Source organism: Streptomyces sp. NPDC053432 (assembly GCF_055585365.1).
On the sequence record NZ_JBVJKF010000012.1, the window covers coordinates 12,881 to 38,836 of the forward strand.

Consider the following 25,956-nt stretch of genomic DNA (forward strand, 5'->3'; position numbering starts at 1 on the left):
GATGGTCGGACTAATTCGGACGCGAACCCGAGCAACGGTAGCCCGACCCGACGCCTGCATGCTGTGCGCGCCGTCACCTACCGGCGCGCCGAACCCACTTCACTCGTTGAACCGCTCGACGAGCGCCTGCGCCAACTGCCTTGTCCTGTCCTGGGTTTCACCGCTCGGCGGGACCACGCCCGGCAGTGCGGGCTGCACGCTGTACTCCACCGTCACGATCACGTTCGAGGTGCGGAACACAATCCGCACCGTCCGCGACTGCGCGGCGCTGGCCCCGGCCGGGCTCAGCTTGTCCTCGATGAAGGCCTCGGTCCCGAGCCCCTCCAGCACCCGCGACCCGAGCTCGACGGGCGCGGACGGAGCGGGAGTCGCAGCCGCGCTCCCGCCCGGCGAGGGGGCCCCGGCGGCGGGGGGCGCCGCGGCGGGGGGCGCCGCCGCGCTGCCGGCCGGGGTGGGCGTGGGCGTCGCCGCCGGCGCGGGCGCCGAGATGGTGGGCGTGGGGAAGGGCAGGTGCGCGTCGGTCACCCGGCGCACGTACACCTGCCGCGCCTTGTCGTCGTCGCTGGTCGCGGAGCGGTCGTAGGAGACCACGCGCTCGAAGACCACCGACAGCAGCCGGGTCTCCTCGGGCGTCTGCGCGTTCCAGCGGCAGCCGACGTGCCGGTCGCCGTCGTACGAGGTGTCCGCGACGCCCGCGTACAGCTGGTCGCGCTGCGGGGCTGGCAGCGTGTCCGGGACCGGCAGCATCCCCTTGAGCCGCTTGCTGTCGACGCCGGCCCGGCAGGGGGAGGGCAGGCTGCGGTACTTCCCGGGCTGCGCGGGCGCGGCCTGGTTCCCGCCGCCCTTGGCGTCGCTGCCGCCGCCGGGGTTGCCCCCGCCGGTGCACCCGGTCAGGACTCCCGCGCCGGCCGCGAGCGCGGCGAACATCGCGATACCGGGCAGGACTCGCCGTACCGCCGCCTTGCGCTGCACGTCCACTGGCCCCCTTAAATACGTTGCCGCGACTCGGACGCGGATGGACACAATGTCTACCGCACACGCTGGTGCCGACGCCGGTCCCCTGTCCCATTCAGGGCCAAGAGCGAGGCTTTTTGCGCTTTCCGACTTTTCTGTGGTTTTCGGGGGATTGATTCCGTATGTCGTATGTAGAGGTACCCGGGGCGAAGGTCCCGATCCGGATGTGGACCGACCCGGCGTCGGTCGAGGACAGCGCGATGCGCCAGCTGCAGAACACGGCGGGCCTCCCGTGGATCAAGGGCCTGGCCGTCATGCCGGACGTCCACTACGGCAAGGGCGCGACGGTCGGCTCGGTCATCGCGATGAAGGACGCGGTCTGCCCGGCGGCGGTGGGCGTGGACATCGGCTGCGGCATGTCGGCGGTGAAGACGTCCCTGACGGCGAACGACCTCCCGGGGGACCTGTCGAAGCTGCGGGCGCGGATCGAGTCGGTGATTCCGGTGGGGACGGGCCTGCACAAGGAGCCCGTGGACCCGGCGCGGCTGTACGGCTTCTCGGTCCAGGGGTACGACGACCTCTGGGCGCGGTTCGACTACATCGCCGACACGGTCAAATTCCGTCGGGAACGCGCCATGAAACAGCTCGGAACGCTCGGATCCGGCAACCATTTTGTCGAATTCTGTCTCGATGAGTCGGGTTCGGTCTGGCTGATGCTCCACTCCGGCTCCCGGGGCATCGGCAACGAGCTCGCGGCCCACCACATCGGTGTGGCTCACGGCCTCGCGCACAACCAGGGTCTGGTCGACCGTGACCTGGCCGTGTTCCTGGCCGCCACACCGGAGATGGAGGCGTACCGCAACGATCTCTTCTGGGCCCAGGAGTACGCCAAGTACAACCGCGCGGCCATGATGAGCCTCTTCAAGGAGGTCATCCGCAGGGAGTTCCGCAAGGCGAAGGTCTCCTTCGAGCAGGAGATCAGCTGCCACCACAACTACGTGGCGGAGGAGCGGTACGACGGCATGGACCTGCTGGTCACCCGGAAGGGCGCGATCCGCGCCGGCAGTGGCGACTACGGGATCATTCCGGGCTCCATGGGCACGGGTTCGTACATCGTGAAGGGCCTCGGCAACGAGAAGTCCTTCAACTCGGCCTCGCACGGCGCCGGCCGCAAGATGAGCCGCACGGCTGCGAAGAAGAAGTTCTCGGCGCGCGACCTGGCGGAGCAGACCAAGGGCGTCGAGTGCCGCAAGGACTCGGGCGTCGTGGACGAGATCCCGGGCGCGTACAAGTCGATCGAGCAGGTCATCGACCAGCAGACCGACCTCGTGCAGGTCGTGGCCAAGCTCAAGCAGGTCATCTGCATCAAGGGCTGACGCCCGCACGCGGGGCCCGGACCACCTGTGGTCCGGGCCCTTCGTCTTCACGGGCGGGCGGTATCCACTCGAAGTGATCTGGGTCACGTGCTGTCACAGGGATCCGCCCCGCGGTGTCTTGTGGTCGACCCGATGGGGACGGACCTAGGAGACACCATGAGCGGCAAGACGGATGTCGTAGTGATCGGTGGCGGGTACGCCGGTGTCATGGCGGCCAACCGGCTGACGCAGCGGGAGGACGTGAGCGTGACGCTGGTCAACCCGCGTGCGGAGTTCGTGCACCGGATCCGGCTGCACCAGCTGGCCGCCGGGACCGGGGACGCCGTCGTCGGGTTCCGGGAGGTGCTCGCAGACGGGGTGCGGCTCGTCGTGGACGCCGTGACGCGGATCGACGCGGCGGGGCGGCGGGTGGAGCTGGCGAAGGGGGACGCCGTCGGCTACGACTACCTCGTCTACGCGGTGGGCAGCGGGAGCGCGGATCCGGGGGTGCCCGGGGCGGCCGAGTTCGGTTACCCCGTCGCGACCCTGGAGGACGTGCAGCGGCTGCTGCCGGTGCTCGGCGCGGCGCCCGCGGACGCGGCGGTGACCGTGGTCGGGGCCGGGCCGACCGGGATCGAGACCGCGGCCGAGCTGGCCGAGCAGGGCCGGGCCGTGACCCTGGTGTGCGGCGGGGTGCTCGGGCCGTACCTGCACGCGCGCGGCCGCCGCTCGGTGGCGGGGCGGCTCGCGGCGCTCGGGGTGCGCGTGCTGGAGGGCCCCGGGGCGAAGGTGGCGGCCGTGACGCGGGATGCGGTGGAGCTCGCCGACGGGCGGGTGCTGCCGAGCGCGGTGACCGTCTGGACCGTCGGGTTCGGGGTTCCGGACCTGGCCGTGCGCAGCGGGCTGAGCACCGACGCGCTGGGGCGCCTGCTCACCGACGAGACGCTGACCAGCATCGATGACGACCGCGTGTTCGCGGCGGGGGATTCGGCAGCGCCGTCGGGGCAGCCGCTGCGGATGAGCTGCCAGATGGCGATGCCGATGGGTGCGCGGGTCGCGGACACGGTGCTCAGCCGGATCGCGGGCGAGCGGCCGGAGGAGCTGCACCAGACGTTCGCGGCGCAGTGCATCAGCCTCGGGCGGGGTACCGGCATCTTCCAGTTCGCCAACAGGGCCGATGTCGCGGTGTGGGCGCACATCGACGGCCGGCTGGGCGCGAAGGTGAAGGAGGCCGTGTGCACGGGCGTCGTCAGGCACCTGGCCGAGGAGGGTCACCGGCCCGGCGGGTACAAGCTGCACCGTGCCGGGAGCGCCGCCAAGCGCCAGGAGCTGGTGCGGGCCAGGGTGGCGGCCGAGGGTGCGGGGGTTCGAGCGGTAGTCGAGCGGATCGCCTAGTGCGCGTCGACCGGGCGAGAGATGATCAAGACATGAGTGATCATGTGGCCGATGCGGCGACCGAGACGTTCGTCGCCCACCGCAACCTGCTCTTCACCGTTGCCTACGAGATGCTCGGCTCGGCGGCCGACGCCGAGGACGTGCTGCAGGAGACCTGGCTGCGGTGGGCCGAGGTGGACCTGGAGCAGGTGCGCGACCAGCGCGCGTACCTGGTCCGGATCACGACCCGGCAGGCGCTGAACCGGTTGCGCACGATGTCGCGCCGCAAGGAGTCGTACGTCGGGCCGTGGCTGCCGGAGCCGCTGCTGACCACGCCGGACGTGGCCCAGGACGTCGAGCTCGCCGAGAGCGTGTCGATGGCGGTGATGCTCGTGCTGGAGACGCTGTCGCCGACGGAGCGGGCCGTGTTCGTGCTGCGCGAGGTCTTCGACGTGGGGTACGAGGAGATCGCGGAGGCCGTCGACAAGACCCCGGCGGCCGTCCGCCAGATCGCGCACCGGGCCCGCAAGCACGTGGACGCCCGCCGTCCGCGCGAGGTGGTGTCGCAGAGCGAGACGCGGGCGGCTCTGGATTCGTTCTGGGCGGCGGCGAACGGCGGGGACATCCAGGGCCTCCTCGACGTGCTGGCGCCCGACGTGGTCCTGATGAGCGACGGCGGCGGCATCAAGCAGGCCGCGGTGCGGCCGATCGTCGGCGCCGACAAGGTGTCCCGCTTCCTCATCGGCGGGTTCAGCAAGAACCGGATCCCGATCGTGGTCGGCCACACCCTGGTCAACGGGAGCCCGGCGCTGGTCGTGCACCTGGACGGCGAGCTCGACGGGGTCATGGCGGCGCGGGTGGAGGACGGCCGGATCGTGGGCCTCTACTACGTGCGCAACCCGGAGAAGCTGTCCCGCGTCGAGTCGGAGACCCCGCTGACCCTGCGGTGACGGCCGCCCGTACGGTATTCGCATTTGTGGCCGCCGGCGGTGCGGTCCTGATGGGTGAGTGCCGTGGGGGGATGGTCCGCGATGGGGTTTTCGGCTGGTCGGCGGCTGCGGGCGGGTGTTGCCGTGGTAGCGGTGGGGTGTGCCGTCGGGGTCGCCGGGTGCACGTCCGCGAAGACGGACGGGAAGGCTCCGGCGAGCGGGCCGGCCGTGCCGGTGGTGCCGATGGTGATCGGCAAGGAGCAGGCCGAGGCGGTGTTCAACCGGTACGCCTGGGAGCGCCGGGACACGGTCGCCCGCCGGGACGGGCAGGCCCTCGCCGCGGTGGAGACCGGGCCGCTGCTGGCGGAGAACCGGGCCTGGGTGGACCTGTTGAAGGTGCGGGCCGGTAACGCGGGCTGGGTCGACTCCTTCGGCCGGCCGGAGTTCCTCGTCCCGGCGGAGAAGGACCAGCCGGGCCATCCGAGGTCGTTCGCCGTGTTGACCCGTGAGTTCGCGGGTGCCGAGCAGAAGCGGTCCAGTGCCGTCCACTACTTCGTCCAGGACGCGCCGGGCGGGGAGTGGAAGGCGGCCGCCACGTCGTGGGTGAACGACCGGGCGGAGGCGCCGAACCCGGCGCGCACGAACGAGATAGGCGGGTTCCGGCTCAGGGACAAGGAGATCGCCGCACCCGTGCGGGACGCGGCGGGTGCGGTGGCCCTGTCGCCCACGGCTGCCGCGGACCGGGAGGTGTGCGGGCGGTACGCGAAGTACACGAGCCTGTCGGTGGGGTACGGCAAGCCGGAGAGCGAGCACTTCGTGCCGGGCGAGCTGACCAGTGGGGTGGTCGACGCCTACAACGAGCTGGGCGAGAAGACGCCGCACGTGGACAAGTGGGTGTCCTTGGAGGCGGTCGGCGGGGAGCTGCCGGTGGTCCGGCTGTCGGACGGGAAGTCCCTGGTCACCTGTACCTTCGTGCGGACCGACTTCTGGAACGGCCGCAACGCGGTGTTCAAGTACGGCAGCGGCGAGCTGGGTGACGTCGGCGCGATGATCGGGGGCGCGGGCGAGTGGTGGCGGAACTCCACCGTGCGCCGGAGCGTGACCGTGTCGTTCGAGGTTCCCCCGGGCGGGGGTCCGGCCGATGTGGTGGGCAGCAACGCGCTTGATGCGCCAGTGCTTTCGGCGGAGGGGACTCCCAAGTAGGGGCCGTGCCGGGGCCGAGGAGGGGGCAACCGGGGGGTTGACGGCGGGAGTTGGTCTAGACCAGGGTGTGCGGCATGGGGAGATCTCGCGTGCTTGTCGCCGCTCTCGCGTCGTTGTCGCTCGCCCTCGGGGCCGCCGGGTCCGCGGGAGCGGCCGGGTCGGACGGGTCGGACGGTTCGGCCGGTTCGGCCGGTTCGGACGGTTCGGCCGGTTCGGCCGGGTCCGCCCGGGCCGGAGTGGGGCTGCCGCCCGTCGTGTCGCACGTGCCGACCCAGGAGAAGGTCGTCTTCATCACCGTCGACGACGGGTGGAACCACGATCCGGAGGCGGCCCGGATCCTGCTGGAGAAGCGGGTGCCGGTGTCGTTGTTCCTGCTGCCGGGGGCGACTTCGTACGACACGCAGTACTTCACGGCGCTCACCGAGCAGGGGCGGGCGGGCGTCGAGAACCACACCGTCAACCACCCGGACCTGACCACGCTCGACGCCGCCGGCAAGGACGCCGAGGTGTGCGGGGCGGGGGAGCGGCTGGAGGCGGTGTTCGGGCGGACGCCGAAGCTGCTGCGGCCGCCGTACGGGGCCGTGAACGACGACGTACGGCTCGCGGCGAAGGCGTGCGGGGTGAAGGCGCTCGTGACGTGGACGTACGACTTCACGAGCTGGAGCGGGACGCCGCCCACTCCGCAGCTGGCGGCCGGTGACATCGTGCTGCTGCACTTCACGCCGACCCTGGCGGCGGACCTGCGGCGGGCGCTGGACGCGGCGAAGGCGGCCGGGCTCAAGCCGGCCGCCCTCATGCCGCACCTGAAGGCGGCCGGGCTGGTCCCGTAGCGCGGGGGCGCGGACTACGGCTCGCGGTGGAGCTTCGTGTTCGAGGCCTGGGCGCGCGGGCGGACCACCAGGAGGTCGATGTTGACGTGGCTGGGGCGGGTCACCGCCCAGGTGACGGTCTCGGCCACGTCGTCCGCGGTGAGGGGGGCGGCGACGCCCTCGTAGACCTTGGCCGCGCGCTCGGTGTCGCCGCGGAAGCGGGTCTTCGCGAACTCCTCGGTCTTGACCAGGCCGGGGGCGATCTCGATGACGCGCACGGGCTGGCCGACGAGTTCCAGGCGGAGGGTCTCGGCGAGGACGCGGGCGCCGTTCTTGGCGGCGACGTAGCCGGCGCCGCCCTCGTAGGTGGCGTGGCCGGCGGTGGAGGAGAGGACGACCACCGTGCCGTCGCCGGAGGCGGTGATCGCGGGCAGCAGGGCCTGGGTGACGTTGAGGGTGCCGATGACGTTGGTCTCGTACATCGTGCGCCAGTCGGCCGGGTCCCCGGTGGCGACGGGGTCGACGCCGAGGGCGCCGCCCGCGTTGTTGACGACGACGTCGCAGCGGTCGAGGGAGGCCGCGAAGGCGTCGACGGCGGGCCGGTCGGTGACGTCGAGGGCGTGGGCCGTGGCGGAGTGGCCGGCCGCGGTGAGCTCGGCGGCGAGGGCCTCGATGCGGTCCTTGCGGCGGGCGGTGAGGACGACGTGGTAGCCGGCCGCGGCGAGCTGCCGGGCGGTGGCCGCGCCGATGCCGCTGCTCGCTCCGGTGACGACGGCGGTGCGGGTGGCCGTGGTCGTGCTCATGTCGGGGGCTCCTCGGTTCGGTCGGGCGCGTGCCGGTCGTTCGTACGGTCGAATACTCGCCAGCATAGGCGGGCCGGGCGGGGCTCAGCGGCCGCGTGGCGCGTACATGATCACGGCCATGCCGGCGAGGCAGACGAGGGCTCCGGCGACGTCCCAGCGGTCGGGCTGGTAGCCGTCGGCGACGACGCCCCAGGCGAGGGATCCGGCGACGAAGACCCCGCCGTAGGCGGCGAGGACGCGGGCGAAGTCGCCCTGGGGCTGGAGCGTGGCGACGAAGCCGTAGAGGCCGAGGGCGATGACCCCGGCGCCGATCCAGGCCCAGCCCCTGTGTTCGCGGACGCCCTGCCAGACGAGCCAGGCGCCGCCGATCTCCAGGAGGGCGGCGAGGGTGAACAGGGCGATGGAGCGGGTGATCAGCATGGCCGGAAGCCTATGCAGGGGGCGGTGGGCGGATGGGGGTATGCCTCGCCCTCATTCGTGTGATGGTCCGACCGGTTGGGGCCGGTGCTGGCTAGCCTCCGCGCGAGGACGCGATCAGGAGGTGGTGGCGATGCGCCGTATTGCCGTGTCGGGTGTGGTGGCGGCGGGACTGTCCGGGCTGCTGGCGCTGGGGGCGGCGGCCCCCGCGGCCGCTCTGCCCGGATTCGGGGCCGGGGCCGGGCCGGAGGCGGCTGTGTCGTACCACGGCCGGGTGGCCCTGTCGGGGGCGCAGCTGCGGATCTGGCTGGTGCCGGAGAACGACGGGCCGTCACCGGTGCCGAACGCGACGCTGCGGCTGCGGCTGTCGGCCGGTCTCGCGGACCGGCAGGCGCTGCCGGCGGGCTGTGCGCGGGCGGGGCTGCGCGAGGTGGTGTGCGAGACCGGGCCGATGGCGCTGCACGGCCGGGGCCGGCACATCGGGTTGGCGCTGGGACTGCGGGAGCGGGTGTCGGAGGTGGTGGTGCGGGTGGACACGTGGTGGAACGGCGGGGCCACCGACCGCGACAGTGCCGGCAACGAGCACGTGGTGCTCGCGCTGGACACCGGTGACGCCTACGCCTTCTGAGCCTGTGCCTGCTCCGCGGTGCCGAATTCGGTGAGGGCCTCGTCCACGATCCGCTCCAGGCGGGCGTGGTGGGCGCCGCGCCAGTAGACGCGTTCGCAGGCGGTGCACTGGGCGAACACGTCGTAGGAGCGGTGCGTGCCCTGCTCCAGGCGGTCGCCGACGCTGTCCTTGTCGGCGTCGCGGAGCGGCCCGTTGCAGGCGGTGCAGCGGGTCCACGGCGCGAGATCGGGTGCGAACCGGCTGAGTACGTCGCGCAGTTGCTCGTCCGGGTTGTCGCTGTAGACGTACGCGCCGGCGAAGAGCTCGCGGCGGCGCAGCAGTCCGCGGTCGCGGGAGAGCAGGACGCGCCGTTCGGCGGCGGAGCGGGTGGCGAGGGCCGGGTCGCCGATGTCCTCGTTCTCGTAGGCGGCGTCGACGCCGAGCAGGCGCAGGCGGCGGGCGAGGGTGCCGAGGTGGACGTCGAGGAGGAAGCGGAGCGGGGCGCCGCCCACGCGCTGGGGCCGCTCCACGCCGAACACCTCGACGTTCTGGCCGTCTTGGGGGACGTACGAGAAGGGGACCTCGTGGCCGTCGACGAGCAGGCGGCCGACTTCGGTGAGCGGGACCCCGGCGGATTCGACGACGTGTCCGAGGCTGGAGGCGCCGTCGGTGGCCGTCGGTACGCGGTCCGCGCGCCTGCTGGGTGCGGCGAAGAGGCGCAGGTCGGGGGCGAGGGTGAGCTGAATGCCGGGTCCGTTCACCTTGTCAGCATGCCACTGCGGGGGTGGTGGGCGCCGGGGTTTTACCGCCCCGCCGCGGCTTCGTCGTAGGCCTCGCGGTGGGCGGTGACCTTGTCGAAGTGGTTCTCGGCCCAGAGTTTCACGGAGGAGAGCAGGCAGCCGAGGTCGGCGCCGAGTTCGGTGAGCCGGTAGTCGACGCGGACGGGGACGGTGGGGGTCACGGTGCGGGTGACGATGCCGTCGCGTTCCAGGGAGCGCAGGGTCTGGGTGAGCATCTTCTGGCTGACGCCGGGGATCTTGCGGCCGAGGTCGCTGTAGCGCATGGAGCGGTCGTCGGCCTGGGCCAGCGCGCTGACGACGAGGCCGACCCACTTGTCGCTGATGCGGGCCAGGAGTTGCCCGGTGGGGCATTCCTTGAGGAAGGCGTCGTAGGCGTGGCGGGCTTCTTCGCGGCGGGCCGCGGCGGTGCGGGTGGCCATGGGTGCCCCACTTCCGGGTCGGGTACGCACCCGAAAGTACGTACTTACGAAAAGAGAGTACCTCTCCCTAGGTTAGTGCTCACCAGGAACGAACGGTTCTACGAGCACGACGGGGAGAAATCATGAGCGGCGCAACGATGAAGGCAGTGGTCGTGGACGGCTTCGGCGGTCCCGAGAAGGTCCAGGTCGTCGAGGTGGCGGTGCCGCGCCCGGAGGCCGGCCAGGTCCGCATCCGGGTCCGGGCGGCCGGGCTCAACCCGGTCGACGGCGGCGTCCGCGCCGGCGTCTTCGGCGGCGAGGGGCAGCGGATCGGCCTCGGCTGGGACGTGGCGGGGGAGATAGACGAGGTCGGTGCCGGGGTGGCCGGCTGGACCGTGGGGCAGCAGGTCGTCGGGCTGCACTACGGGACGGTGAAGCCGCTGGGCACGCACGCCGAGTACGCGGTCCTCGACGCGACGGCCGTCGCCGCGGCACCGGTGACCGTGGACACCACGACCGCGGCGGGCTTCCCGCTCGCCGCGCTCACCGCGGCCCGCTCCGTGGAGCTGCTCGGCCTCGCACCCGGCGCCTCGGTGCTGGTCACCGGCGCTGCCGGGGTGGTCGGAGCGCTCGCGGTCCAGCTCGCGGTGCGGGCCGGGCTGGCGGTGACCGCCCTGGCGGGCGCCGACGACGAGGCGTATCTGCGCTCCCTGGGCGCGACCGGCTTCGTAGGGCGCGGCCAGGCCCCGGCCGAGCCGGTGGACGGGGTGCTGGACACGGCCGTACTGGGAGAGGCCGCGCTCGGGTTCGTCCGCGACGGCGGCGTCTACGTCGGGGTGATCCCGAACCACGCCCCGGCGGCGGAGCGCGGGGTGCGGGTGGTGGAGCAGGAGGTGGCCGCGGACGGGGAGCACCTGGCCCGCCTGGTCTCCCTGGTCGACGAGGGCGCCCTCACGCTGCGGGTCGCGGACGTCTTCGACCTCGCGGACGCCGCCAAGGCGCACGAGCGGCTGGCGGCCCCCGGCGTGCGGGGCCGGATCATCCTGACCGCGTGAGGTGCGTGGGGTGGGTGCGGTGCGTGGGGTGGGTGAGGGCCGTGCGGGGGGCGGCCCTCACCCCCTGAGCCGGTGGCACCAGTCGTTGCTCGGATGCGGAAACCCGGGCGGGTACTCGAAATCGACCTCGCCCAGCCGGACGAAACCCGCCCGGCGGGCCACGGCGTTCGAGGCCGTGTGGCCGGTGCCGGGGAAGGCGCGGAGGGTCTCGCGGGCGGGGGAGCCGTGGGTGCGGACGTACCGGACCAGCTCCCGCAGGGCGGCCACCGCGAGCCCCCGTCCCTGGTGCTCGGGCAGGATTCCCCAGCCGGTCTCGTACACCGGCTCGCCCTGCCACTCCCGCTCCCAGAAGCCGATGGTCCCGACGCTCTCGCCGGCCGGCTCCAGCGCCACCCGGAACATCCGCCCGGCGGCCGGCTCCCGGGCACTCATGGCCTCGTAGCGCCGCTGGCGGTCGGCGAGCTTCGCGGCGGTCTCCGGGCCGCCGAGGTGCTCGGTCATGACGGGCTCGTTCTTGCGCTCCAGCAGCCAGAAATCGTCCGCCGTCCAGGGCGCCAGACGAACGGCAGGGCCTTCGGGGTACCCGTGTTCCACCATGCCCGCAGCCTACGGAGGCGGGTCCGTCCCCTCGACCCCTTTCCTGCGCAGCCCGACCTGGACCGCGCCGAAGAGCACCTTGGCGACGATGCCGACCACGATCAGGTCGGCGACCATCTGCGTGGTGGTCAGCACGCGCGTGGCCTGGGAGACGGGTGCGATGTCCCCGAACCCGACCGTCGCGAACACGGTGACCGTGAAGTACAGGGCGTCGGTCCTGTCCAGCGGTTCCGTGAAGGAGTCCGGGTACTCCGCGGAGATCAGGAAGTACACCGCCGCGAACAGCACCAGGAACAACGGCACGGCCGTGGCCAGGGCCTCGATGGCCCGCAGCCTCGGATACTCCGAACGGGCGATGGCGTCGACCTGCCGGACGATCACCAGGCTGAACACGGCCAGCCCCGCGAGCAGCATCAGGACGGTGCCGAAACCCACCCCTTTGTCCAGTGGGATCACGTAGTACAGCCAGGTGAGCGCGGTGACCGAGGCCACCGAACGGAGCAGGTGGCCGGCGACGATGCGGCGCCGATGCCAGTCGTCCGGGAGGCTCATGTGCCCATCGTCAGGGGTCTTCTGCTCGGCGTGCGACTCGGATCATCGGACGGTATCAAGGATGGGAAGGGTGAAAGATCCGCATTCGGGCGGAAATGATCGGAGTCGAGCATGGACGATTACCCGCTCCTCAACCTCTTCTGGACGATGCTGTGGCTGTTCCTCTGGATCCTCTGGTTCTTCCTGCTCTTCAAGATCATCACGGACATCTTCCGTGACCACAGCATGAGCGGGTGGGGCAAGGCGGGATGGCTGATCTTCGTGATCATCCTCCCGTTCCTCGGTGTCTTCATCTACCTCATCGCCCGGGGCAAGAGCATGGCCGAGCGGGACGCCAAGCAGATGAAGGAGAGCGAGGCCGCCTTCCAGGACTACGTCCGCAAGACGGCCGGCACCGGCGGTGGCGGTTCGGCGGACGAACTGCACAAGCTCGCCGCGCTCAAGGACAAGGGCGACATCACCCAGGAGGAGTTCGACCGCGCCAAGGCGAAGCTCCTGGCGTAGTGGTGACGCCCGGTCGCTCCGGATACTCCGGTCCGCCCGTGAGGCCGCTCAGCCCCTGAGCCGGGCGGCGGCCTCGCGGGCCGCGTCGAGCGCCCCGGCGCGGGCGGCCTCACGGTCGTCGTCGTCGCGGGCGTAGGCGAGGGAGACCACCATGTTGCTGCGGCGGAAGACGACCTGCGCGGTGATCGCCTTGCCGGGAGCGGGAGGCCGGAAGCGCAGGAACGCCTCGTCGCCGAGGCCGGACAGCTCCTCCTGAGTGCCCTTCTCCCAGCCGAGTTCGCCGCCGGTGCGCTGCTCCCGCATGTCCTTGCGGGCCAGGTCGACGGTGAGGCGGCTCGCGAAGAGATGGACGCCGGCCCGGTACGAGCCCTTCTCGCGCGGGGCGGCCCAGTTGCACGACGCCGCGTCGGCGCGCCCGCCGTAAGCCTCCGGCACGAGCCGGTGGACGGTCTCGGGAGTGACGAGCCGGCAGAAGTCCGGATCGGCACGGAACTCGCCGTCCTGCGCACGGTCCCACCACCGCCAGGCCCCCAGGGCGGCGAACGCCGCGACGAGCAGCGCGATCAGTACGACGAGCGCGCGGCGCGAGGGTCCGGAAGGGGCGGCGGGAGAGGTCACCGCCGCAGCATAGGTGCCCCCGTCTCAGCCGCCGAAGGGTTTTGCGGGGCCTGCGGCGAACCCCTATACGATCGCAACTCCGTGATCATCTAGGGGGAATTGATGGCGACCGCCTCGAACGCCGGACCGTCCGTGCTGAAACCGCTGGGACCGGACGATCCTCAGGAGATCGCGGGCTACCGGCTGCTCGCGCGCATCGGCGAGGGCGGCATGGGATCGGTCTACCTCTCCCGGACCCGGGGCAACCAGCCGGTCGCACTGAAGGTCATCCGGCGCGAGTTCGCCCAGGACCCGGACTTCCGGGCCCGCTTCGAGCGCGAGGTGCAGGCGGCACGCCGCGTGCAGGGCTACCACATCGTGCCGGTCGTGGACCACGACACCAGCGGCGAACAGCCCTGGCTCGCCTCCGCCTACGTGCCGGGGCTGGCGCTGGACGACGCGCTCGCCGCCCACGGGCCGCTCCCGCTGCCCGCCGTGTTCCAGCTGATCGGCCGCACCGCGCGGGCCCTGCACGCCGTGCACGCGGCGTCGGTGATCCACCGCGACCTGAAGCCCAGCAACATCCTGCTGGGCTCGAACGGCCCCTGGGTGATCGACTTCGGTATCGCCCGCGCGACGGACGCCACCCAGCTCACGCGCAGCGGCGGGTTCATCGGGACCCCGCAGTACATGTCGCCCGAGCACGCGCTGGGCCGCGAGGTCACCCCGGCGACCGACGTGTTCGCGCTGGGGCTGATCGCCGCGGTCGTGGCCACCGGACGGCACCCGTACGGCGACGGCTCGGGCCTCTCGATCGCCGCCTCGATCGCCAACACCCCGCAGCAGGCGCCGGACCTGAGCGGTTACCCGGACCGGCTGCGGCCCCTGCTGGAGCGCTGCCTGACGGCCGACCCCGCCGGGCGGCCCGGGACCGCCGAGCTGGCCGAGTGGTGCGAGCGGCTGGCCGGGCGCCCACTGCGCGATTTCCAGGACTGGCTGCCCGCCGCCGTCACGGCGGAGACGGCCCGCCGGGAGCGGCTGGCCGAGGCGCCCCCGCAGCCGCAGACCCCGCCCGTCCCCGCCCACCGAGCCCCGTCCGCCCCGCCGTCGTACGCGCCGACGCAGGCCCCCGCGCCGTCCGCCCCGCCGTCGTACGCGCCGACGCAGGCCCCCGCGCCGTCCGCCCCGCCGTCGTACGCGCCTACGCAGCCGGCCGCGCAGGTCCCCGCCGCCCAGCAGCCCTACGCCCCGCAGCCGTACGCCCCGACCCATGCGGCGACGGGCCCGCACGCGGCGGCCTACGGAGCCGTACCCGCGGCCCCCGGCCCCGCCGGCGGCGGCCGCAGCAGGGTGCCGCTGATCGCGGGCGCGGGCGTCCTGGCCGTCGTCCTGATCGCGGGCGGCGCCTGGTACGTCAGCCGCGACGACGGCAAGGGCAAGGCGGAGGCCAAGTCCGAGGGCAAGGCGGCGGACCAGCCGAAGCCCTCCTCGTCCGCGGCGCAGGGCCAGGCCCCGGCGTCCGCCGCGCCCCAGTCCCCCGCCGGCCCCGCCTGGACGGTGGTGTTCAAGGACACCCCGGTGAAGTTCCTGGCTCCCAGGGAGTTCGGCAAGTACAACGAGGTCGACCTGGACTTCCCCAAGGTGGCGCCGTTCGGTGAGATGTCCGGCAGCAATCGCGAGCTGACGATGGGGTTCGACGCCGTCAAGAGCGGGACGCCGTTCGGCAAGAGCAAGGGGCCCACCCCCGAGGAGTGCGCGGTCGGGGCCGCCACGAACCCGATTCCCGACAAGCTGGGTTCGCAGGCCCTGACCGGAGCGGACAGCACCATCGTCAAGGGCGATCTGCTCTGCACGGTCACGACCAAGGGCAACCTGGCGATGGTGAAGATCATGGCCGTCGAGCCCTCGACCGACAAGCTCTACGACATCCCGACCTATCTCACCGAAGTGACGCTCTGGAAGAAGCAGTCGTAGTAAGGACCCGGCCCAGGTCCAGCACGGTCAGGCCGAACATCAGGACGCCGAGGGGCACGTGCAGGGCCGGCTCGTGCGCTATGCCGAGCACCACCTGCACCGAGGACAGCACGAGGAAGCCCGTCGAGTAGAGGACCGGGCGGGGCGATCCCCCGCCCGGCTTCCACGCCAGGACGGCGGCGACGACGTACAGCATCGTGGCGCCGTACGTCACGCGCGCGCCGACGCCGTGCAGCGTCTCGCCGTAGGAGGTGGACAGCAGCAGGCCGGCGCTGACCGCCTGGAAGAGGAGGGTCAGCGCCTGCAGGCCGATCGCGGCCTTCGTGAAGGCGGAGCCACGCCTTGCTGCCGTCTTCTCAACTGTCTCAACGGCCATGGTGGAAACCCCTGTTCTGCCTCGCGGCGGTGATCGGTAGTGTCTCGGCTGTTCGACGAAGCAGCCCCGTGAAATGTGAGGCGGGGCGTCGGGGGCGGGGAAGAAGAGGAAGAGAGCGGGGGCGGACGCGACCATGGGCACCGTCATCGAGGAGCGCAGGCGCCTCATCAACGTCGCCTACCGCCTGCTCGGTTCGGTGGCCGAGGCGGAGGACGCCGTGCAGGAGGCCTACACGCGCTGGTACGCGATGTCGCCGCGGCAGCAGGAGGCCGTCGAGTCGCCGGGTGCCTGGCTGACGACGGTCGCCGGCCGGATCTGCCTGGACGTGCTCGGCTCGGCGCGGGCCCGGCGCGAGCGCTACGTCGGGGCGTGGATCCCCGAGCCGCTGCCGGACCGTTCGGAGTGGGCCGGCGTACGGGCGGGCGGGGGCGCCGAACCGGCCGACCCCGCCGACCGCATCACCCTGGACGAGTCGGTGAACATGGCCTTCCTCGTCGTACTGGAGTCGATGACGCCCGCCGAACGCGTGGCGTTCGTCCTCCACGACGTCTTCCGCTATCCCTTCGCCGAAGTCGCCGGGATCGTCGGCCGCTCGCCCGCGGCCTGCCGGCAGCTGGCCTCCTCGGGCCGCCGGCGCGTCCGCGGCGCGCGCACCGACGTGGCTCCGGCGGCCGGACAGGCCGGTCTCGTACGCAGTTTCAAGGAGGCCTGGGAGGCCAAGGACATCGAGGCCCTCGTCGGTCTCCTCGACCCGGACGCCACGATGACCGCCGACGGCGGCGGCATGGTCGGCACCGTCCTGCGCCCGGTCGAGGGCGGCAGGAACATCGCCCAGTACCTGATCCACATCGCCGGCAAGGCCCCGGGGCTGACCCTCCTGGAACGGACGGTCAACGGCCGCCCCGGCCTCGTCGCCCAGCACACCGGGATCTCCGTGACCGTGGCCGCGTTCGAGACCGCCGGCGGTCGCGTCACCGCGATCTGGGCGGTCCGCAATCCGGAGAAGCTCCGCGCGTGGAACGAGCACGCGCGGGACTGATCCGGTGCGCCCGCGGGAACGGCCGGATCAGGGCCAGACGAGGCAGTACGCCTGGTGGCCGTTCTCGTGGAGACGGTGGGAGAAGTCCTGCCATTCGTGGAGCAACTGGTACACGTTGAACGCGTCACTGGGGCCGCCGCGGTCGGGGACCGTGGACCAGATGAAGGCCGCCGCGCCCACCGACTCCTCGCCGATCCCGCGCAGCGGGTCGACCACCGTCATCGGGAGCTTGACCACCGCGTAGTCGGGGTGCAGGACGACCAGTTCCAGCGGCGGGACCTTGTGGAGGGGTATGCCCTCGATGCCGGTCAGGACCATCGCGGCCACCGTTTCCGGCTTGATCTTGCTGAAGAGCCCGCCCATGCCGAGCTCGTCGCCGCCGAGTTCCTCCGGGCGCATCGTGACCGGGACGCGGGCGGCCGTCGCGCCGTCGGGCGCGCCGAAGTACTTGTACGTCACTCCCATGCCCCGGCCGCCCCTGGGCAGGTCGTCGTCGTCGGACGGCAGCGTGGGCCCCGGTACGGACTCGGCCGCCGCCTCCGCCGCGCGCCTGCGGTGCTTGCCCCGGCGGCGGGCCTCGCGGGCTTCGCGGGCGCGCTGCGGGTCGAGGTCGCCCGTACCCTCGCCCGGTCCACCACCGCGTTGCATATCTCCACCCGACTGGTCTTGCTCGCCCCGGCCCCGCGGCCCCCGCCACGCAGCCTGATCATCATGGCAGTGACCTCCCCCGCGGCGACGCGGTGAAACGCCCGCCCGCAAGTCTGTCGCGGCCTCTGAGACCATGGCTGGTGTGAGCTACCCGTACCCGTATGAAGCCCCAGTTTCGCAGACGCTCTTCGAGCGCGCCTCCCTCGTGACCCCCGGCGGCGTGAACTCTCCCGTGCGCGCCTTCCGCGCCGTGGGCGGTACGCCCCGGTTCATGGTGTCCGGGACCGGTCCGTACCTCACCGATGCCGACGGTCGCGAGTACGTCGACCTCGTGTGCTCGTGGGGACCGATGATCCTCGGCCATTCCCACCCCGAGGTGATCGGGGCCGTCCAGGCCGCCGTCGCCCGCGGGACCTCCTTCGGCACGCCCGGCGAGGGCGAGGTCGCGCTCGCCGAGGAGATCGTGGCCCGGATCGAGCCCGTCGAGCAGGTCCGGCTCGTTTCGTCCGGTACCGAGGCCACGATGTCGGCGATCCGCCTGGCGCGCGGCTTCACCGGCCGGGCCAAGGTCGTGAAGTTCGCTGGCTGCTACCACGGCCACGTGGACGCGCTGCTGGCCGCCGCCGGTTCCGGTCTCGCGACCTTCGCGCTGCCGGACACCCCCGGCGTCACCGGCGCGCAGGCCGGCGACACGATCGTGCTGCCGTACAACGACCTCGAAGCGGTACGGGCGGCGTTCGCCGCGCACCCCGGCGAGATCGCCTGTGTGATCACCGAGGCCGCGCCCGGCAACATGGGCGTGGTGACCCCGCTCGACGGGTTCAACCAGGGGCTCGCCGACCTCTGCCGCGAGAACGGCGCCCTGTACATCTCCGACGAGGTCATGACGGGCTTCCGTACCTCGCGCGCCGGCTGGTACGGCGTGGACGGGGTCAAGCCGGACCTGATGACCTTCGGCAAGGTCATGGGCGGCGGTTTCCCGGCGGCGGCCTTCGGCGGCCGCGCGGACGTCATGGGCCACCTCGCGCCCGCCGGGCCGGTCTACCAGGCCGGGACGCTGTCCGGGAACCCGATCGCCACCGCCGCGGGTCTCGCGCAGCTGCGACTGCTGGACGACGCGGCGTACGAGAAGGTGAACGCGGTCTCGAAGGAGATCCAGGGCCTGGTGACGGCGGCGCTGGCCAAGGAGGGCGTGGTGCACCGTCTGCAGACGGCGTCCAACATGTTCTCCGTCTTCTTCACCGCGGACGAGGTCCGCGACTACGACGACGCGAAGAAGCAGGAAGGCTTCCGCTTCAACGCGTTCTTCCACTCGATGCTGGCGCAGGGCGTCTACCTGCCGCCGTCCGCGTTCGAGTCCTGGTTCGTGTCCACCGCCCACGACGAGCAGGCGATCGAGCGGATCGCGGCGGCCCTGCCCGCCGCCGCCCGGGCCGCCGCGGAGGCCACCGCATGAGCACAGCCCCGACCAACGGCATCACCGTCGTGCACCTGGTGCGCCACGGCGAGGTGCACAACCCGGACGGGGTCCTGTACGGGCGCCGTGCGGGCTACCACCTCTCGGACCTCGGCCGGCAGATGGCGGACCGGGTCGCGGAGCACCTGAAGGGCCGGGACATCACCTATGTGGTGTCCTCGCCGCTGGAGCGCGCGCAGGAGACGGCGGAGCCGATCGCCAGGGCGCACGGTCTGGAGCCGGCGACGGACGCGCGGCTGCTGGAGGCGGAGAACGTCTTCGAGGGCAAGACCTTCGGCGTCGGCGACGGCGCGCTGCGCAAGCCGGGCAACTGGAAGCACCTGACGAACCCGTTCAGGCCCTCCTGGGGCGAGCCGTACGTCGACCAGGTGGTCCGGATGATGAGCGCGCTGGAGGCGGCGCGCGATGCGGCCCGCGGCCACGAGGCGGTGGCGGTCAGCCACCAGCTGCCGATCTGGATCGTGCGCAGCTGGGCGGAGAAGCGCCGGCTGTGGCACGACCCGCGCCGCCGGCAGTGCACGCTCGCCTCGCTGACCTCGTTCACCTTCCAGGGGGACAAACTGGTGTCGGTGGGGTACAGCGAGCCGGCCCGGGACCTGGTTCCGGCGCACCTGCTGGCCGGGGCGAAGCCGGTGAAGGGTGCGTCGAAGGCGTTCGGCGCCTGACCGCCTGACCGCCTGACCGCCTGAGCGCCTGAGCGCCTGACGGTCTGACCGTCTGGCGACTTGATCGACAGTCTGTTACGAACCGTTACAGCTTTACCTAAATAAATATAAGTTGCGCCGGGAATCACCGTTCCAGTGCCGCAAGTTCTGACGGATTGTCCGTTTATGTGGGCAATGGCATGAGCTGTGCGGGTGACGACGGGGACGGTGAGATGCGCGACTTCACGCGAAGGGGAGTGCTCGGACTCGGACTCGGGGCCGCCGCAGCGGGTATCGCCGGCTGCGGTTCTCCCGGCGGGGCCGAGCCCGGCACCCCCGGGCCGGTCAGGAACCCCAAGCCCGGGAAGCCCCCGGCCAAGCCCATCGGCGACGGCTCCACCGCCGACACCGGACCGCAGCCGAACCAGCCGGAGAAGCCCGTTCCCCTCCAGCCGGGCGAGACGCCCCCGCAGTTCGTCGTCTTCAGCTGGGACGGCGCGGGGGAGGTCGGCAACGGGCTCTTCCCGCGCTTCCTCAAGCTCGCCAAGGACCACGGCGCGGCCATGACCTTCTTCCTCTCCGGCCTCTACCTGCTGCCCGAGTCGAGGAAGAGCCTCTACCAGCCGCCGAACAACCCGGTCGGCGCCTCGGACATCGGCTACCTCAAGGACGGGAACGTCCGCTCCACCCTCACGTACGTCCGCGAGGCCTGGCTCGACGGGCACGAGATAGGGACCCACTTCAACGGCCACTTCTGCGGCGGCTCCGGCTCCGTCGGCAGGTGGAGCGCCGCCGACTGGCGCAGCGAGATCGACCAGGCCGTGTCCTTCGTCACCAACTGGCGGACGAACACCGGCTTCACCGACCTTCCGCCGCTGCCCTTCGACTACCGCAAGGAGCTGGTCGGCGCCCGCACCCCCTGCCTCCTCGGCCAGGAGAACCTCCTCGAAGCCGCCGGGAAGCTCGGATGGCGCTACGACTCCAGCTCGCCCGGCGGTCTGCAGCAGTGGCCGGTGAAGCGGGCCGGGATCTGGGACCTGCCGCTGCAGTCCCTGCCCTTCCCCGGGCACTCCTTCGAGGTCCTGTCGATGGACTACAACATCCTCGCCAACCAGTCGAAGAACACCACGCGGGGCGTCCCGGCCAACTACCCGGCCTGGCGCACCCAGGCCACCGCCACCTACCTCGGCGGCTTCCGCCGGGCCTACGAGACCAACCGGGCCCCGCTCTTCATCGGCAACCACTTCGAGGAGTGGAACGGCGGCATCTACATGGACGCCGTGGAGGAAGCCCTCAAGGGCATGTCCGACAAAAGGGACGTAAGGCTCGTATCGTTCCGCCAGTTCACCGACTGGCTCGACGTCCAGGACCCCAAGGTGCTCGCCAAACTCCGCGGTCTGCGCCCCGGCCAATCGCCCGCCGGCGGCTGGAGCGCGTACATGACCTCGGCCTGACGGCCGCCTGACCAGCGCATTGGCATCCCGCCGGGGGGTGCGGCAGAGTCGGAAATTGCTCATGCGAAACTTTTCACATGAGCCTTAGCCGCGCGCGTGTCCGTCGAAGTAGCCGCCGCTCGACCAGCGGCCGCGCCCTCCTGCTCACCGCGGTGTCCCTCGCGAGCGCCCTCACCCTGACGGCGTGCACGGACGCGGGCGGCAAGCCGAACGGCAGCTCCGGCGGCGGCTACGTCACGGGCTCGGGCGGCATCGCGCGCGTCCCCCAGGGCGACCGCACCGAGGCGCCCAAGCTCGACGGCGAGACCGTCGACGGCTCGGCCCTCGACGTCTCCACCCTCAAGGGCAAGGTCGTCGTCCTCAACGTGTGGGGCTCCTGGTGCGCGCCCTGCCGTGCCGAGGCCCCGCACTTCGCGAAGGTCTCCAAGGAGTTCGCCGACGCCGGCAAGGACGTCGCCTTCGTCGGCATCAACACCCGCGACAGCAGCAAGCAGACCGCGGCCGCCTTCGAGACGGACTTCGGGATCACCTACCCGAGCATCTACGACCCCGTCGGCAAGCTGATGCTCCGCTTCCCCAAGGGCACCCTCAACCCGAGCGCCATCCCCGCCACCGTCGTCCTCGACAAGGAGGGCCGGATCGCCGCCCGCGCCCAGGTCGCCATGGACGACGTGGCACTGCGCGGGATGATCGACCCGGTCCTCGCGGAGAAGTGAGCGGACCGACGTGAACACGACGGTCCTCAACGGCGCCCTGCTGCTCGCCCTGCCCATCTCGGTCCTCGCCGGGCTGGTCTCCTTCTTCTCCCCCTGCGTGCTCCCGCTCGTCCCCGGTTACCTCTCCTACGTGACCGGCGTGAGCGGCGCCGACCTCGCCGAGGCCCGGCGCGGGCGGATGCTGGCGGGCGCGAGCCTGTTCATCGCGGGGTTCACCGCGGTCTTCGTCTCCACCGGGGCCCTCTTCGGCTACTTCGGCTCCACTCTCCAGGAGAACAAGGAGCTCATCTCCCGGGTGCTCGGCGCCCTGGTGATCCTCCTCGGCCTCTTCTTCATGGGGGCCATCCCGGGGCTCACGATGCGGGAGTTCCGCTTCCACCGGAAGCCGACGGCGGGCCTCCTCGGCGCGCCCCTGCTCGGCGTCCTGTTCGGTGTCGGCTGGACCCCCTGCATGGGTCCGACCCTCGCCGCGGTCAACACCCTCTCCCTCGACCAGGCGAGCGCCGGCCGCGGGGCGCTGCTGACCGTCGCCTACTGCCTGGGCCTCGGCCTGCCCTTCATCCTCGCCGCGATCGCCTTCCGCAAGGCACTCGGGGCATTCGGCTGGGTCAAGAAGCACTATGCGTGGGTGATGCGCATCGGCGGCGGCATGCTGGTCCTGACCGGTCTGCTGCTCGTCACAGGTTTGTGGGACAGCATCATCAACGGCATGCAGAGCTGGACCCAAACCTTCACGGTGGGGATCTGAGGACTAAACGGACATGAGTACGACAGACAACGCGTCCACCGAGGCGCCGCACGACCCGTCGGCGGCCACCGCGGCCGCCGACGCCGTGGAGGCCGCGGCCGGCTCCCAGCTCTCCACCGCCCCCGAGGAGGACAGCGGGCCCGTCGGCATCGGCGTCATCGGCTGGGCCCGCTGGACCTGGCGGCAGCTCACCTCCATGCGGGTGGCGCTGATCCTGCTCTTCCTGCTGTCCCTCGGCGCGATCCCCGGCTCCCTGATTCCGCAGAACTCCGTCGACCTGATGAAGGTCGCCGAGTGGAAGCGCACCCACGCCTCCTGGGTGACGGTCGCCGAGAAGCTCCAGCTCTTCGACGTCTACACGTCGTTCTGGTTCTCCGCGATCTACATCCTGCTCTTCGTCTCCCTCATCGGCTGCATCCTGCCCCGCACCTGGCAGTTCGTCGGCCAGCTCCGGGGCCGCCCGCCGGCCGCCCCCCGACGCCTCGACCGGCTCCCCGCGCACACCACCTGGCGCACCGGGAAGTCCCCCGAGGAGGTCCTCGCCCACGCGAAGACCCTGCTCGCCGGACACCGCTTCCGCACCGAAGCGGGCAAGGGCCACGTCTCGGCCGAGAAGGGCTACCTCCGCGAGGCCGGGAACCTGATCTTCCACGTCGCGCTGATCGTGATGCTCGTGGCCTTCGCCTGGGGCAAGCTCTTCATGTCCGAGGGCGGCAAGCTCGTCCTGCGCGGCAGCGGCTTCGCGAACACGCTCACCCAGTACGACGACTTCAAGTCGGGCAGCATGTTCGACCCCGACGACCTGCCGCCCTTCAGCTTCACCCTCGACGAGTTCGACGCCACCTTCGAGCCGAGCGGCCCGCAGAAGGGCACCCCGCGCGACTTCAAGGCGCACATCACCTACAGCGAGGGCGCCGACGGCAAGCCGAAGAAGGCCGACATCGAGGTCAACAAGCCCCTTGAAGTCGACGGTTCCAAGGTCTACCTGCTCGGCCACGGCTACGCGCCGGTCGTCTCGGTGACGGACCCCACCGGCAAGGTCGTCTTCAAGGACGCCGTTCCGATGCTGCCGCAGGACAAGAACCTGACCTCGCGCGGTGCCATCAAGGTCACCGACGGCTACAGGAACAAGAACGGCGAGAAGGAGCAGCTCGGCTTCTCGGCCCAGTTCGTGCCGACCTTCGCGGGCAAGGGACAGGGCACGATGCTCTCCCAGTTCCCGGACGCGAACTTCCCGGTGATGGCGATCAACGCCTTCCACGGCAGCCTCGGCGTGGACTCCGGCCTGCCGCAGAACGTGTACCAGCTGGACACGACCAAGATGCAGCAGTTCAAGAAGGAGAACGGCGACCCGCTCGCCAAGATGCTGCTGCCCGGCGAGTCGATGGAGCTGCCCGACGGCGCGGGCTCCGTGAAGTTCGAGGGCATCGAGCGCTGGGCCACCTTCTCCGTCACCCACCAGCCCGGCAGCGGCCTCGCCCTCGCGGGCGCGATCGCCGCCATCGCGGGCCTGGCCGGATCGCTGTTCATCCAGCGCCGCCGGATCTGGGTCCGCGCGGTGACCGGTGAGGACGGCGTCACCGTCGTCGAGATGGCGGGCCTCGGCCGCAGCGAGTCCGCCAGGCTCCCGCAGGAGCTGTCGGACCTCGCGGCCACGCTCCACCAGCAGGCGCCGAGCGCGTCTGATCCTGTTGAAGAAACCCCTGAAGGAGAGCGCGGATGACGCCGCTCGCAGCCGCAGCCAACGAGAACCTGGCTCAGATCAGCAACTACCTGGTCTATTCGTCGATGGCGGTCTACACGCTCGCCTTCTTCGCGCACATCGCCGAATGGACCTTCGGCAGCCGCAGCAAGGTCGGCCGCACCGCCGCCGCGCTCACCGGCGCCAAGGAGGCCCAGGCGGCCCCCGCCGTGCAGGTGCGCGGCAAGAACGGAGGGACCGCCGTCCTGGACCGGCCCAAGGTCACCACCCGCTCCGCCGCCGGCACCCGTGACGTGCCGGACGGCCCCGGCGCCGCGGGCGGCACCGAGCAGGGCGACCTGTACGGGCGGATCGCGGTCTCGCTGACCGCGCTCGCCTTCCTCATCGAGGCGGGCGGCGTCCTCACCCGCGCGCTGTCGGTGCAGCGGGCCCCCTGGGGCAACATGTACGAGTTCTCGATCACCTTCTCCACGGTGGCCGTCGGCGCGTACCTGGTGCTGCTCGCGCTGAAGAAGAACGTCCGCTGGCTCGGCCTGATCCTGGTCACCACCGTCCTGCTGGACCTCGGCATCGCCGTCACGGTCCTCTACACCGACAGCGACCAGCTGGTCCCGGCCCTGCACTCGTACTGGCTGTGGATCCACGTCTCCACCGCGATCTTCTGCGGCGCCGTCTTCTACCTCGGCGCGGCCGGCACGCTGCTGTACCTCTTCCGCGACTCGTACGAGAACAAGCTCGCGAACGGCGGCACGCCGGGCAGGTTCGCCTCGTCGGTGATGGAGCGGCTGCCCTCGGCGGCGTCGCTCGACAAGTTCTCGTACCGCATCAACGCGGCCGTCTTCCCGCTGTGGACCTTCACGATCATCGCGGGCGCCATCTGGGCCGGCGACGCCTGGGGCCGGTACTGGGGCTGGGACCCCAAGGAGGTCTGGTCCTTCGTGACGTGGGTCGCGTACGCCTGCTACCTGCACGCGCGCGCCACCGCCGGCTGGAAGGGCCGCAAGGCCGCGTACCTGGGCCTCTTCGCGTTCGTCTGCTGGATCTGGAACTACTACGGCGTGAACATGGTCCTCAACGGCCTGCACTCCTACGCGGGCGTCTGACGTCGGGAGTCCGACGCCGGGCGTCCGACCGCCGGGAGTGGGACGCTGGTGGTATGTCTCTCGTGAGCCATGCCACCAGCGAGCGCCGCGGCGAGAACCGCTGGCTGCTCCGCTTCGAGCTGCACCTGCCGTACTCCTACGAGGTGCTCTGGACCGCCCTGACCAGGGCGAGCGGGCTGCGGACCTGGCTGGCCGCGGCCGACGTGCTGGAACGCCGGCTCGGCGGGGCGGTCATGCTGCGCTGGCTGAACACCGGGACGGTGGTCACCGGCCGCATCACCGCCTGGGACGTCGAGCGGGTCGTGGAGTACACGGTCACCGAGCACGGGCGGATCCGCTTCCACCTGGAGGCGGTCGGCACGGACTCCACGGTGATCCGCTTCGTGAACGAACGGGGCGGCTCGGAGGACGAGCGCCTGGACTGCCTCGCCGGCTGGCACGAACACTTCGAACTGCTGAGCTCCGCCCTGGCCGGGCACCCCGCGGACTGGTCCACCTGGTCCGACACCCGCTGGTCGGAGCTCCGCGAGGCCTACGCCTCCTTCTCCCGCGCCGCGGCCGCGTAACCGCCGCCGCGGGCGGGGCCTGCGGGCGTCACCACACCGGCCGCAGCGGCGGCAGCGGTCCTTCCCCGTGGAGCGTGCGCACCAGGCGCCCGAGTTCCCCGCGCAGCACGCCGAGGTCCACGCGGCTCCCCAGCTCCGCCTCCAGTCCGTGCAGGATGCGCCCCGCCACGGTCAGGTGCTCGGTGGCCGCGGCGGTCAGTACCACCAGCTTGCGCCGGCCCCCTTCGGGATGCGGCTCGCGGCGGACGTAGCCGCGCTTCTCCAGGTCGTCGACGAGCTGTCCGGCCGCCTGTTTGGTCACCCCGAGCCGCTCGGCGAGCTCGCTGGCGGTGGCGCCGGGCCCCTTGAGCGCCTGGAACGCCATGCCGTGCGCGGGGCGCAGGTCCGCGTATCCGGCCTCGCCGACCCGCCGGGTGAACTCGCCCAGCAGCAGCTGGAAGCCGAGTCCCAGCAGGAATGCCAGCTCGATGTCGTCGTCCTGGTGATGGGTCACGGGAAACATGGTGACACGACCAAGACAACCTGCTTTACTCAACCCACCGAGTAAAGCGGCTT

29 protein-coding genes are annotated in these 25,956 nt (G+C 71.6%); 18 read left to right on the forward strand and 11 right to left on the reverse strand.

What is annotated here, in order from left to right; genetic code table 11:
• Nucleotides 1-99 precede the first annotated feature (99 nt).
• Nucleotides 100-978, reverse strand: a complete 879-nt coding sequence (locus ACZ6Y1_RS20580) for a DUF3558 domain-containing protein (protein ID WP_469631500.1) — start codon at nt 976-978, stop codon at nt 100-102.
• Nucleotides 979-1,136: 158 nt separating this feature from the next.
• Between ACZ6Y1_RS20580 and ACZ6Y1_RS20585 the strand changes: the two genes are divergently transcribed.
• From ACZ6Y1_RS20585 to ACZ6Y1_RS20605, 5 genes are all read left to right on the forward strand, one after another.
• Complete coding sequence (locus ACZ6Y1_RS20585) at nt 1,137-2,330, forward strand: RtcB family protein (protein ID WP_469631503.1); 1,194 nt, start codon at nt 1,137-1,139, stop codon at nt 2,328-2,330.
• A gap of 156 nt (nt 2,331-2,486) precedes the next feature.
• Entirely contained in the window at nt 2,487-3,704 is a 1,218-nt protein-coding gene (locus ACZ6Y1_RS20590) for an NAD(P)/FAD-dependent oxidoreductase (RefSeq protein WP_469631506.1), read from the forward strand.
• A 32-nt stretch (nt 3,705-3,736) separates the two neighbouring features.
• Entirely contained in the window at nt 3,737-4,633 is an 897-nt protein-coding gene (locus ACZ6Y1_RS20595; protein WP_469631509.1) for an RNA polymerase sigma-70 factor, read from the forward strand.
• A gap of 222 nt (nt 4,634-4,855) precedes the next feature.
• Nucleotides 4,856-5,815 carry a DUF8094 domain-containing protein gene (locus tag ACZ6Y1_RS20600; protein WP_469631511.1) on the forward strand — a complete coding sequence of 320 codons (960 nt, stop codon included), beginning with the start codon at nt 4,856-4,858 and terminating at the stop codon, nt 5,813-5,815.
• A gap of 89 nt (nt 5,816-5,904) precedes the next feature.
• A complete protein-coding gene (locus ACZ6Y1_RS20605; protein WP_469631514.1) occupies nt 5,905-6,645 on the forward strand; it encodes a polysaccharide deacetylase family protein in 741 nt (246 codons plus the stop codon).
• 14 nt (nt 6,646-6,659) lie between these two features.
• Here the strand turns inward: ACZ6Y1_RS20605 and ACZ6Y1_RS20610 are convergent, their stop codons facing one another.
• Both ACZ6Y1_RS20610 and ACZ6Y1_RS20615 read right to left on the reverse strand, forming a co-directional pair.
• Nucleotides 6,660-7,427, reverse strand: a complete 768-nt coding sequence (locus ACZ6Y1_RS20610) for an SDR family NAD(P)-dependent oxidoreductase (RefSeq protein WP_469631516.1) — start codon at nt 7,425-7,427, stop codon at nt 6,660-6,662.
• An 84-nt stretch (nt 7,428-7,511) separates the two neighbouring features.
• On the reverse strand, nt 7,512-7,847 hold the full coding sequence (locus ACZ6Y1_RS20615) for a YnfA family protein (protein ID WP_469631519.1): 336 nt from the start codon (nt 7,845-7,847) through the stop codon (nt 7,512-7,514).
• A 130-nt stretch (nt 7,848-7,977) separates the two neighbouring features.
• Here ACZ6Y1_RS20615 and ACZ6Y1_RS20620 point away from each other — a divergent pair, with 130 nt between their 5' ends.
• Nucleotides 7,978-8,472, forward strand: a complete 495-nt coding sequence (locus tag ACZ6Y1_RS20620) for a hypothetical protein (RefSeq protein WP_469631522.1) — start codon at nt 7,978-7,980, stop codon at nt 8,470-8,472.
• Here ACZ6Y1_RS20620 and ACZ6Y1_RS20625 read toward each other — a convergent pair.
• Nucleotides 8,460-9,212, reverse strand: a complete 753-nt coding sequence (locus ACZ6Y1_RS20625) for a Mut7-C RNAse domain-containing protein (protein ID WP_469631525.1) — start codon at nt 9,210-9,212, stop codon at nt 8,460-8,462. The two genes, ACZ6Y1_RS20620 and ACZ6Y1_RS20625, sit on opposite strands and share 13 nt — an antisense overlap.
• Before the next feature lie 41 nt (nt 9,213-9,253).
• The gene (locus ACZ6Y1_RS20630) at nt 9,254-9,670 is read right to left on the reverse strand and encodes a winged helix-turn-helix transcriptional regulator (RefSeq protein ID WP_469631527.1); all 417 of its coding nucleotides are present in this window, start codon (nt 9,668-9,670) and stop codon (nt 9,254-9,256) included.
• Nucleotides 9,671-9,807: 137 nt separating this feature from the next.
• On the opposite strand from ACZ6Y1_RS20630, the gene ACZ6Y1_RS20635 reads away from it, so the two are divergent.
• A complete protein-coding gene (locus tag ACZ6Y1_RS20635) occupies nt 9,808-10,704 on the forward strand; it encodes an NADP-dependent oxidoreductase (protein ID WP_469632038.1) in 897 nt (298 codons plus the stop codon).
• 57 nt (nt 10,705-10,761) lie between these two features.
• Here ACZ6Y1_RS20635 and ACZ6Y1_RS20640 read toward each other — a convergent pair whose 3' ends face one another.
• Both ACZ6Y1_RS20640 and ACZ6Y1_RS20645 read right to left on the reverse strand, forming a co-directional pair.
• Complete coding sequence (locus ACZ6Y1_RS20640) at nt 10,762-11,301, reverse strand: GNAT family N-acetyltransferase (protein ID WP_469631530.1); 540 nt, start codon at nt 11,299-11,301, stop codon at nt 10,762-10,764.
• A 9-nt stretch (nt 11,302-11,310) separates the two neighbouring features.
• Nucleotides 11,311-11,853 carry a potassium channel family protein gene (locus ACZ6Y1_RS20645; protein ID WP_469631533.1) on the reverse strand — a complete coding sequence of 181 codons (543 nt, stop codon included), beginning with the start codon at nt 11,851-11,853 and terminating at the stop codon, nt 11,311-11,313.
• A 111-nt stretch (nt 11,854-11,964) separates the two neighbouring features.
• On the opposite strand from ACZ6Y1_RS20645, the gene ACZ6Y1_RS20650 reads away from it, so the two are divergent.
• Nucleotides 11,965-12,357 (forward strand): SHOCT domain-containing protein, encoded by a 393-nt coding sequence (locus ACZ6Y1_RS20650; protein ID WP_469631536.1) that lies wholly within the window; start codon nt 11,965-11,967, stop codon nt 12,355-12,357.
• Nucleotides 12,358-12,405: 48 nt separating this feature from the next.
• On the opposite strand, the gene ACZ6Y1_RS20655 is transcribed toward ACZ6Y1_RS20650, so the two are convergent.
• Nucleotides 12,406-12,975 carry a hypothetical protein gene (locus ACZ6Y1_RS20655; RefSeq protein WP_469631538.1) on the reverse strand — a complete coding sequence of 190 codons (570 nt, stop codon included), beginning with the start codon at nt 12,973-12,975 and terminating at the stop codon, nt 12,406-12,408.
• 102 nt (nt 12,976-13,077) lie between these two features.
• On the opposite strand from ACZ6Y1_RS20655, the gene ACZ6Y1_RS20660 reads away from it, so the two are divergent.
• Nucleotides 13,078-14,928, forward strand: coding sequence for a serine/threonine-protein kinase (locus ACZ6Y1_RS20660; protein ID WP_469631541.1), 1,851 nt, complete (start codon nt 13,078-13,080; stop codon nt 14,926-14,928).
• Here ACZ6Y1_RS20660 and ACZ6Y1_RS20665 read toward each other — a convergent pair.
• Nucleotides 14,894-15,304, reverse strand: a complete 411-nt coding sequence (locus ACZ6Y1_RS20665; RefSeq protein ID WP_469631544.1) for a hypothetical protein — start codon at nt 15,302-15,304, stop codon at nt 14,894-14,896. The two genes, ACZ6Y1_RS20660 and ACZ6Y1_RS20665, sit on opposite strands and share 35 nt — an antisense overlap.
• Before the next feature lie 133 nt (nt 15,305-15,437).
• Here ACZ6Y1_RS20665 and sigJ point away from each other — a divergent pair, with 133 nt between their 5' ends.
• Nucleotides 15,438-16,343: an RNA polymerase sigma factor SigJ gene (gene sigJ, locus ACZ6Y1_RS20670; RefSeq protein ID WP_469631548.1), complete on the forward strand. Its 906-nt coding sequence runs from the start codon at nt 15,438-15,440 to the stop codon at nt 16,341-16,343.
• Nucleotides 16,344-16,370: 27 nt separating this feature from the next.
• Here the strand turns inward: sigJ and ACZ6Y1_RS20675 are convergent, their stop codons facing one another.
• The gene (locus tag ACZ6Y1_RS20675; RefSeq protein WP_329390718.1) at nt 16,371-16,808 is read right to left on the reverse strand and encodes a hypothetical protein; all 438 of its coding nucleotides are present in this window, start codon (nt 16,806-16,808) and stop codon (nt 16,371-16,373) included.
• A gap of 316 nt (nt 16,809-17,124) precedes the next feature.
• Here ACZ6Y1_RS20675 and hemL point away from each other — a divergent pair, with 316 nt between their 5' ends.
• The 8 genes from hemL to ACZ6Y1_RS20715 all read left to right on the forward strand — a co-directional run bounded on the left by hemL (nt 17,125) and on the right by ACZ6Y1_RS20715 (nt 25,401).
• Nucleotides 17,125-18,447: a glutamate-1-semialdehyde 2,1-aminomutase gene (gene hemL, locus ACZ6Y1_RS20680; protein WP_469631550.1), complete on the forward strand. Its 1,323-nt coding sequence runs from the start codon at nt 17,125-17,127 to the stop codon at nt 18,445-18,447.
• Nucleotides 18,444-19,133 carry a histidine phosphatase family protein gene (locus tag ACZ6Y1_RS20685; protein ID WP_469631553.1) on the forward strand — a complete coding sequence of 230 codons (690 nt, stop codon included), beginning with the start codon at nt 18,444-18,446 and terminating at the stop codon, nt 19,131-19,133. Before hemL ends, ACZ6Y1_RS20685 begins: the two co-directional genes overlap by 4 nt.
• 212 nt (nt 19,134-19,345) lie before the next feature.
• The gene (locus ACZ6Y1_RS20690; protein WP_469631556.1) at nt 19,346-20,566 is read left to right on the forward strand and encodes a polysaccharide deacetylase family protein; all 1,221 of its coding nucleotides are present in this window, start codon (nt 19,346-19,348) and stop codon (nt 20,564-20,566) included.
• 77 nt (nt 20,567-20,643) lie between these two features.
• Nucleotides 20,644-21,282 (forward strand): TlpA family protein disulfide reductase, encoded by a 639-nt coding sequence (locus tag ACZ6Y1_RS20695; protein WP_469631559.1) that lies wholly within the window; start codon nt 20,644-20,646, stop codon nt 21,280-21,282.
• Nucleotides 21,283-21,292: 10 nt separating this feature from the next.
• Nucleotides 21,293-22,030, forward strand: a complete 738-nt coding sequence (locus ACZ6Y1_RS20700; RefSeq protein WP_469631562.1) for a cytochrome c biogenesis CcdA family protein — start codon at nt 21,293-21,295, stop codon at nt 22,028-22,030.
• A 13-nt stretch (nt 22,031-22,043) separates the two neighbouring features.
• Complete coding sequence (resB, locus tag ACZ6Y1_RS20705) at nt 22,044-23,753, forward strand: cytochrome c biogenesis protein ResB (protein WP_469631565.1); 1,710 nt, start codon at nt 22,044-22,046, stop codon at nt 23,751-23,753.
• Nucleotides 23,750-24,835, forward strand: coding sequence for a c-type cytochrome biogenesis protein CcsB (gene ccsB, locus ACZ6Y1_RS20710; RefSeq protein WP_469631568.1), 1,086 nt, complete (start codon nt 23,750-23,752; stop codon nt 24,833-24,835). The genes resB and ccsB overlap by 4 nt, the downstream gene beginning before the upstream one ends.
• Nucleotides 24,836-24,888: 53 nt before the next feature.
• Complete coding sequence (locus ACZ6Y1_RS20715; RefSeq protein WP_469631571.1) at nt 24,889-25,401, forward strand: SRPBCC domain-containing protein; 513 nt, start codon at nt 24,889-24,891, stop codon at nt 25,399-25,401.
• A 28-nt stretch (nt 25,402-25,429) separates the two neighbouring features.
• Here ACZ6Y1_RS20715 and ACZ6Y1_RS20720 read toward each other — a convergent pair whose 3' ends face one another.
• Nucleotides 25,430-25,894, reverse strand: a complete 465-nt coding sequence (locus ACZ6Y1_RS20720) for a MarR family winged helix-turn-helix transcriptional regulator (protein WP_469631574.1) — start codon at nt 25,892-25,894, stop codon at nt 25,430-25,432.
• Nucleotides 25,895-25,956: the final 62 nt, after the last annotated feature.

What these genes read in the sequence shown, in the direction of transcription:
- ACZ6Y1_RS20585 (WP_469631503.1), top strand. Translation starts at nt 1,137, where the DNA reads ATGTCGTATGTAGAGGTACCCGGGGCGAAGGTCCCGATCCGGATGTGG.
- ACZ6Y1_RS20590 (WP_469631506.1), top strand. Translation starts at nt 2,487, where the DNA reads ATGAGCGGCAAGACGGATGTCGTAGTGATCGGTGGCGGGTACGCCGGT.
- ACZ6Y1_RS20595 (WP_469631509.1), top strand. Translation starts at nt 3,737, where the DNA reads ATGAGTGATCATGTGGCCGATGCGGCGACCGAGACGTTCGTCGCCCAC.
- ACZ6Y1_RS20600 (WP_469631511.1), top strand. Translation starts at nt 4,856, where the DNA reads ATGGTGATCGGCAAGGAGCAGGCCGAGGCGGTGTTCAACCGGTACGCC.
- ACZ6Y1_RS20610 (WP_469631516.1), bottom strand. Translation starts at nt 7,427, where the DNA reads ATGAGCACGACCACGGCCACCCGCACCGCCGTCGTCACCGGAGCGAGC.
- ACZ6Y1_RS20615 (WP_469631519.1), bottom strand. Translation starts at nt 7,847, where the DNA reads ATGCTGATCACCCGCTCCATCGCCCTGTTCACCCTCGCCGCCCTCCTG.
- ACZ6Y1_RS20620 (WP_469631522.1), top strand. Translation starts at nt 7,978, where the DNA reads ATGCGCCGTATTGCCGTGTCGGGTGTGGTGGCGGCGGGACTGTCCGGG.
- ACZ6Y1_RS20630 (WP_469631527.1), bottom strand. Translation starts at nt 9,670, where the DNA reads ATGGCCACCCGCACCGCCGCGGCCCGCCGCGAAGAAGCCCGCCACGCC.
- ACZ6Y1_RS20635 (WP_469632038.1), top strand. Translation starts at nt 9,808, where the DNA reads ATGAAGGCAGTGGTCGTGGACGGCTTCGGCGGTCCCGAGAAGGTCCAG.
- ACZ6Y1_RS20640 (WP_469631530.1), bottom strand. Translation starts at nt 11,301, where the DNA reads ATGGTGGAACACGGGTACCCCGAAGGCCCTGCCGTTCGTCTGGCGCCC.
- ACZ6Y1_RS20645 (WP_469631533.1), bottom strand. Translation starts at nt 11,853, where the DNA reads ATGAGCCTCCCGGACGACTGGCATCGGCGCCGCATCGTCGCCGGCCAC.
- ACZ6Y1_RS20650 (WP_469631536.1), top strand. Translation starts at nt 11,965, where the DNA reads ATGGACGATTACCCGCTCCTCAACCTCTTCTGGACGATGCTGTGGCTG.
- ACZ6Y1_RS20660 (WP_469631541.1), top strand. Translation starts at nt 13,078, where the DNA reads ATGGCGACCGCCTCGAACGCCGGACCGTCCGTGCTGAAACCGCTGGGA.
- ACZ6Y1_RS20665 (WP_469631544.1), bottom strand. Translation starts at nt 15,304, where the DNA reads ATGGCCGTTGAGACAGTTGAGAAGACGGCAGCAAGGCGTGGCTCCGCC.
- sigJ (WP_469631548.1), top strand. Translation starts at nt 15,438, where the DNA reads ATGGGCACCGTCATCGAGGAGCGCAGGCGCCTCATCAACGTCGCCTAC.
- ACZ6Y1_RS20675 (WP_329390718.1), bottom strand. Translation starts at nt 16,808, where the DNA reads ATGGGAGTGACGTACAAGTACTTCGGCGCGCCCGACGGCGCGACGGCC.
- hemL (WP_469631550.1), top strand. Translation starts at nt 17,125, where the DNA reads ATGGCTGGTGTGAGCTACCCGTACCCGTATGAAGCCCCAGTTTCGCAG.
- ACZ6Y1_RS20685 (WP_469631553.1), top strand. Translation starts at nt 18,444, where the DNA reads ATGAGCACAGCCCCGACCAACGGCATCACCGTCGTGCACCTGGTGCGC.
- ACZ6Y1_RS20690 (WP_469631556.1), top strand. Translation starts at nt 19,346, where the DNA reads ATGCGCGACTTCACGCGAAGGGGAGTGCTCGGACTCGGACTCGGGGCC.
- ACZ6Y1_RS20695 (WP_469631559.1), top strand. Translation starts at nt 20,644, where the DNA reads ATGAGCCTTAGCCGCGCGCGTGTCCGTCGAAGTAGCCGCCGCTCGACC.
- resB (WP_469631565.1), top strand. Translation starts at nt 22,044, where the DNA reads ATGAGTACGACAGACAACGCGTCCACCGAGGCGCCGCACGACCCGTCG.
- ccsB (WP_469631568.1), top strand. Translation starts at nt 23,750, where the DNA reads ATGACGCCGCTCGCAGCCGCAGCCAACGAGAACCTGGCTCAGATCAGC.
- ACZ6Y1_RS20715 (WP_469631571.1), top strand. Translation starts at nt 24,889, where the DNA reads ATGTCTCTCGTGAGCCATGCCACCAGCGAGCGCCGCGGCGAGAACCGC.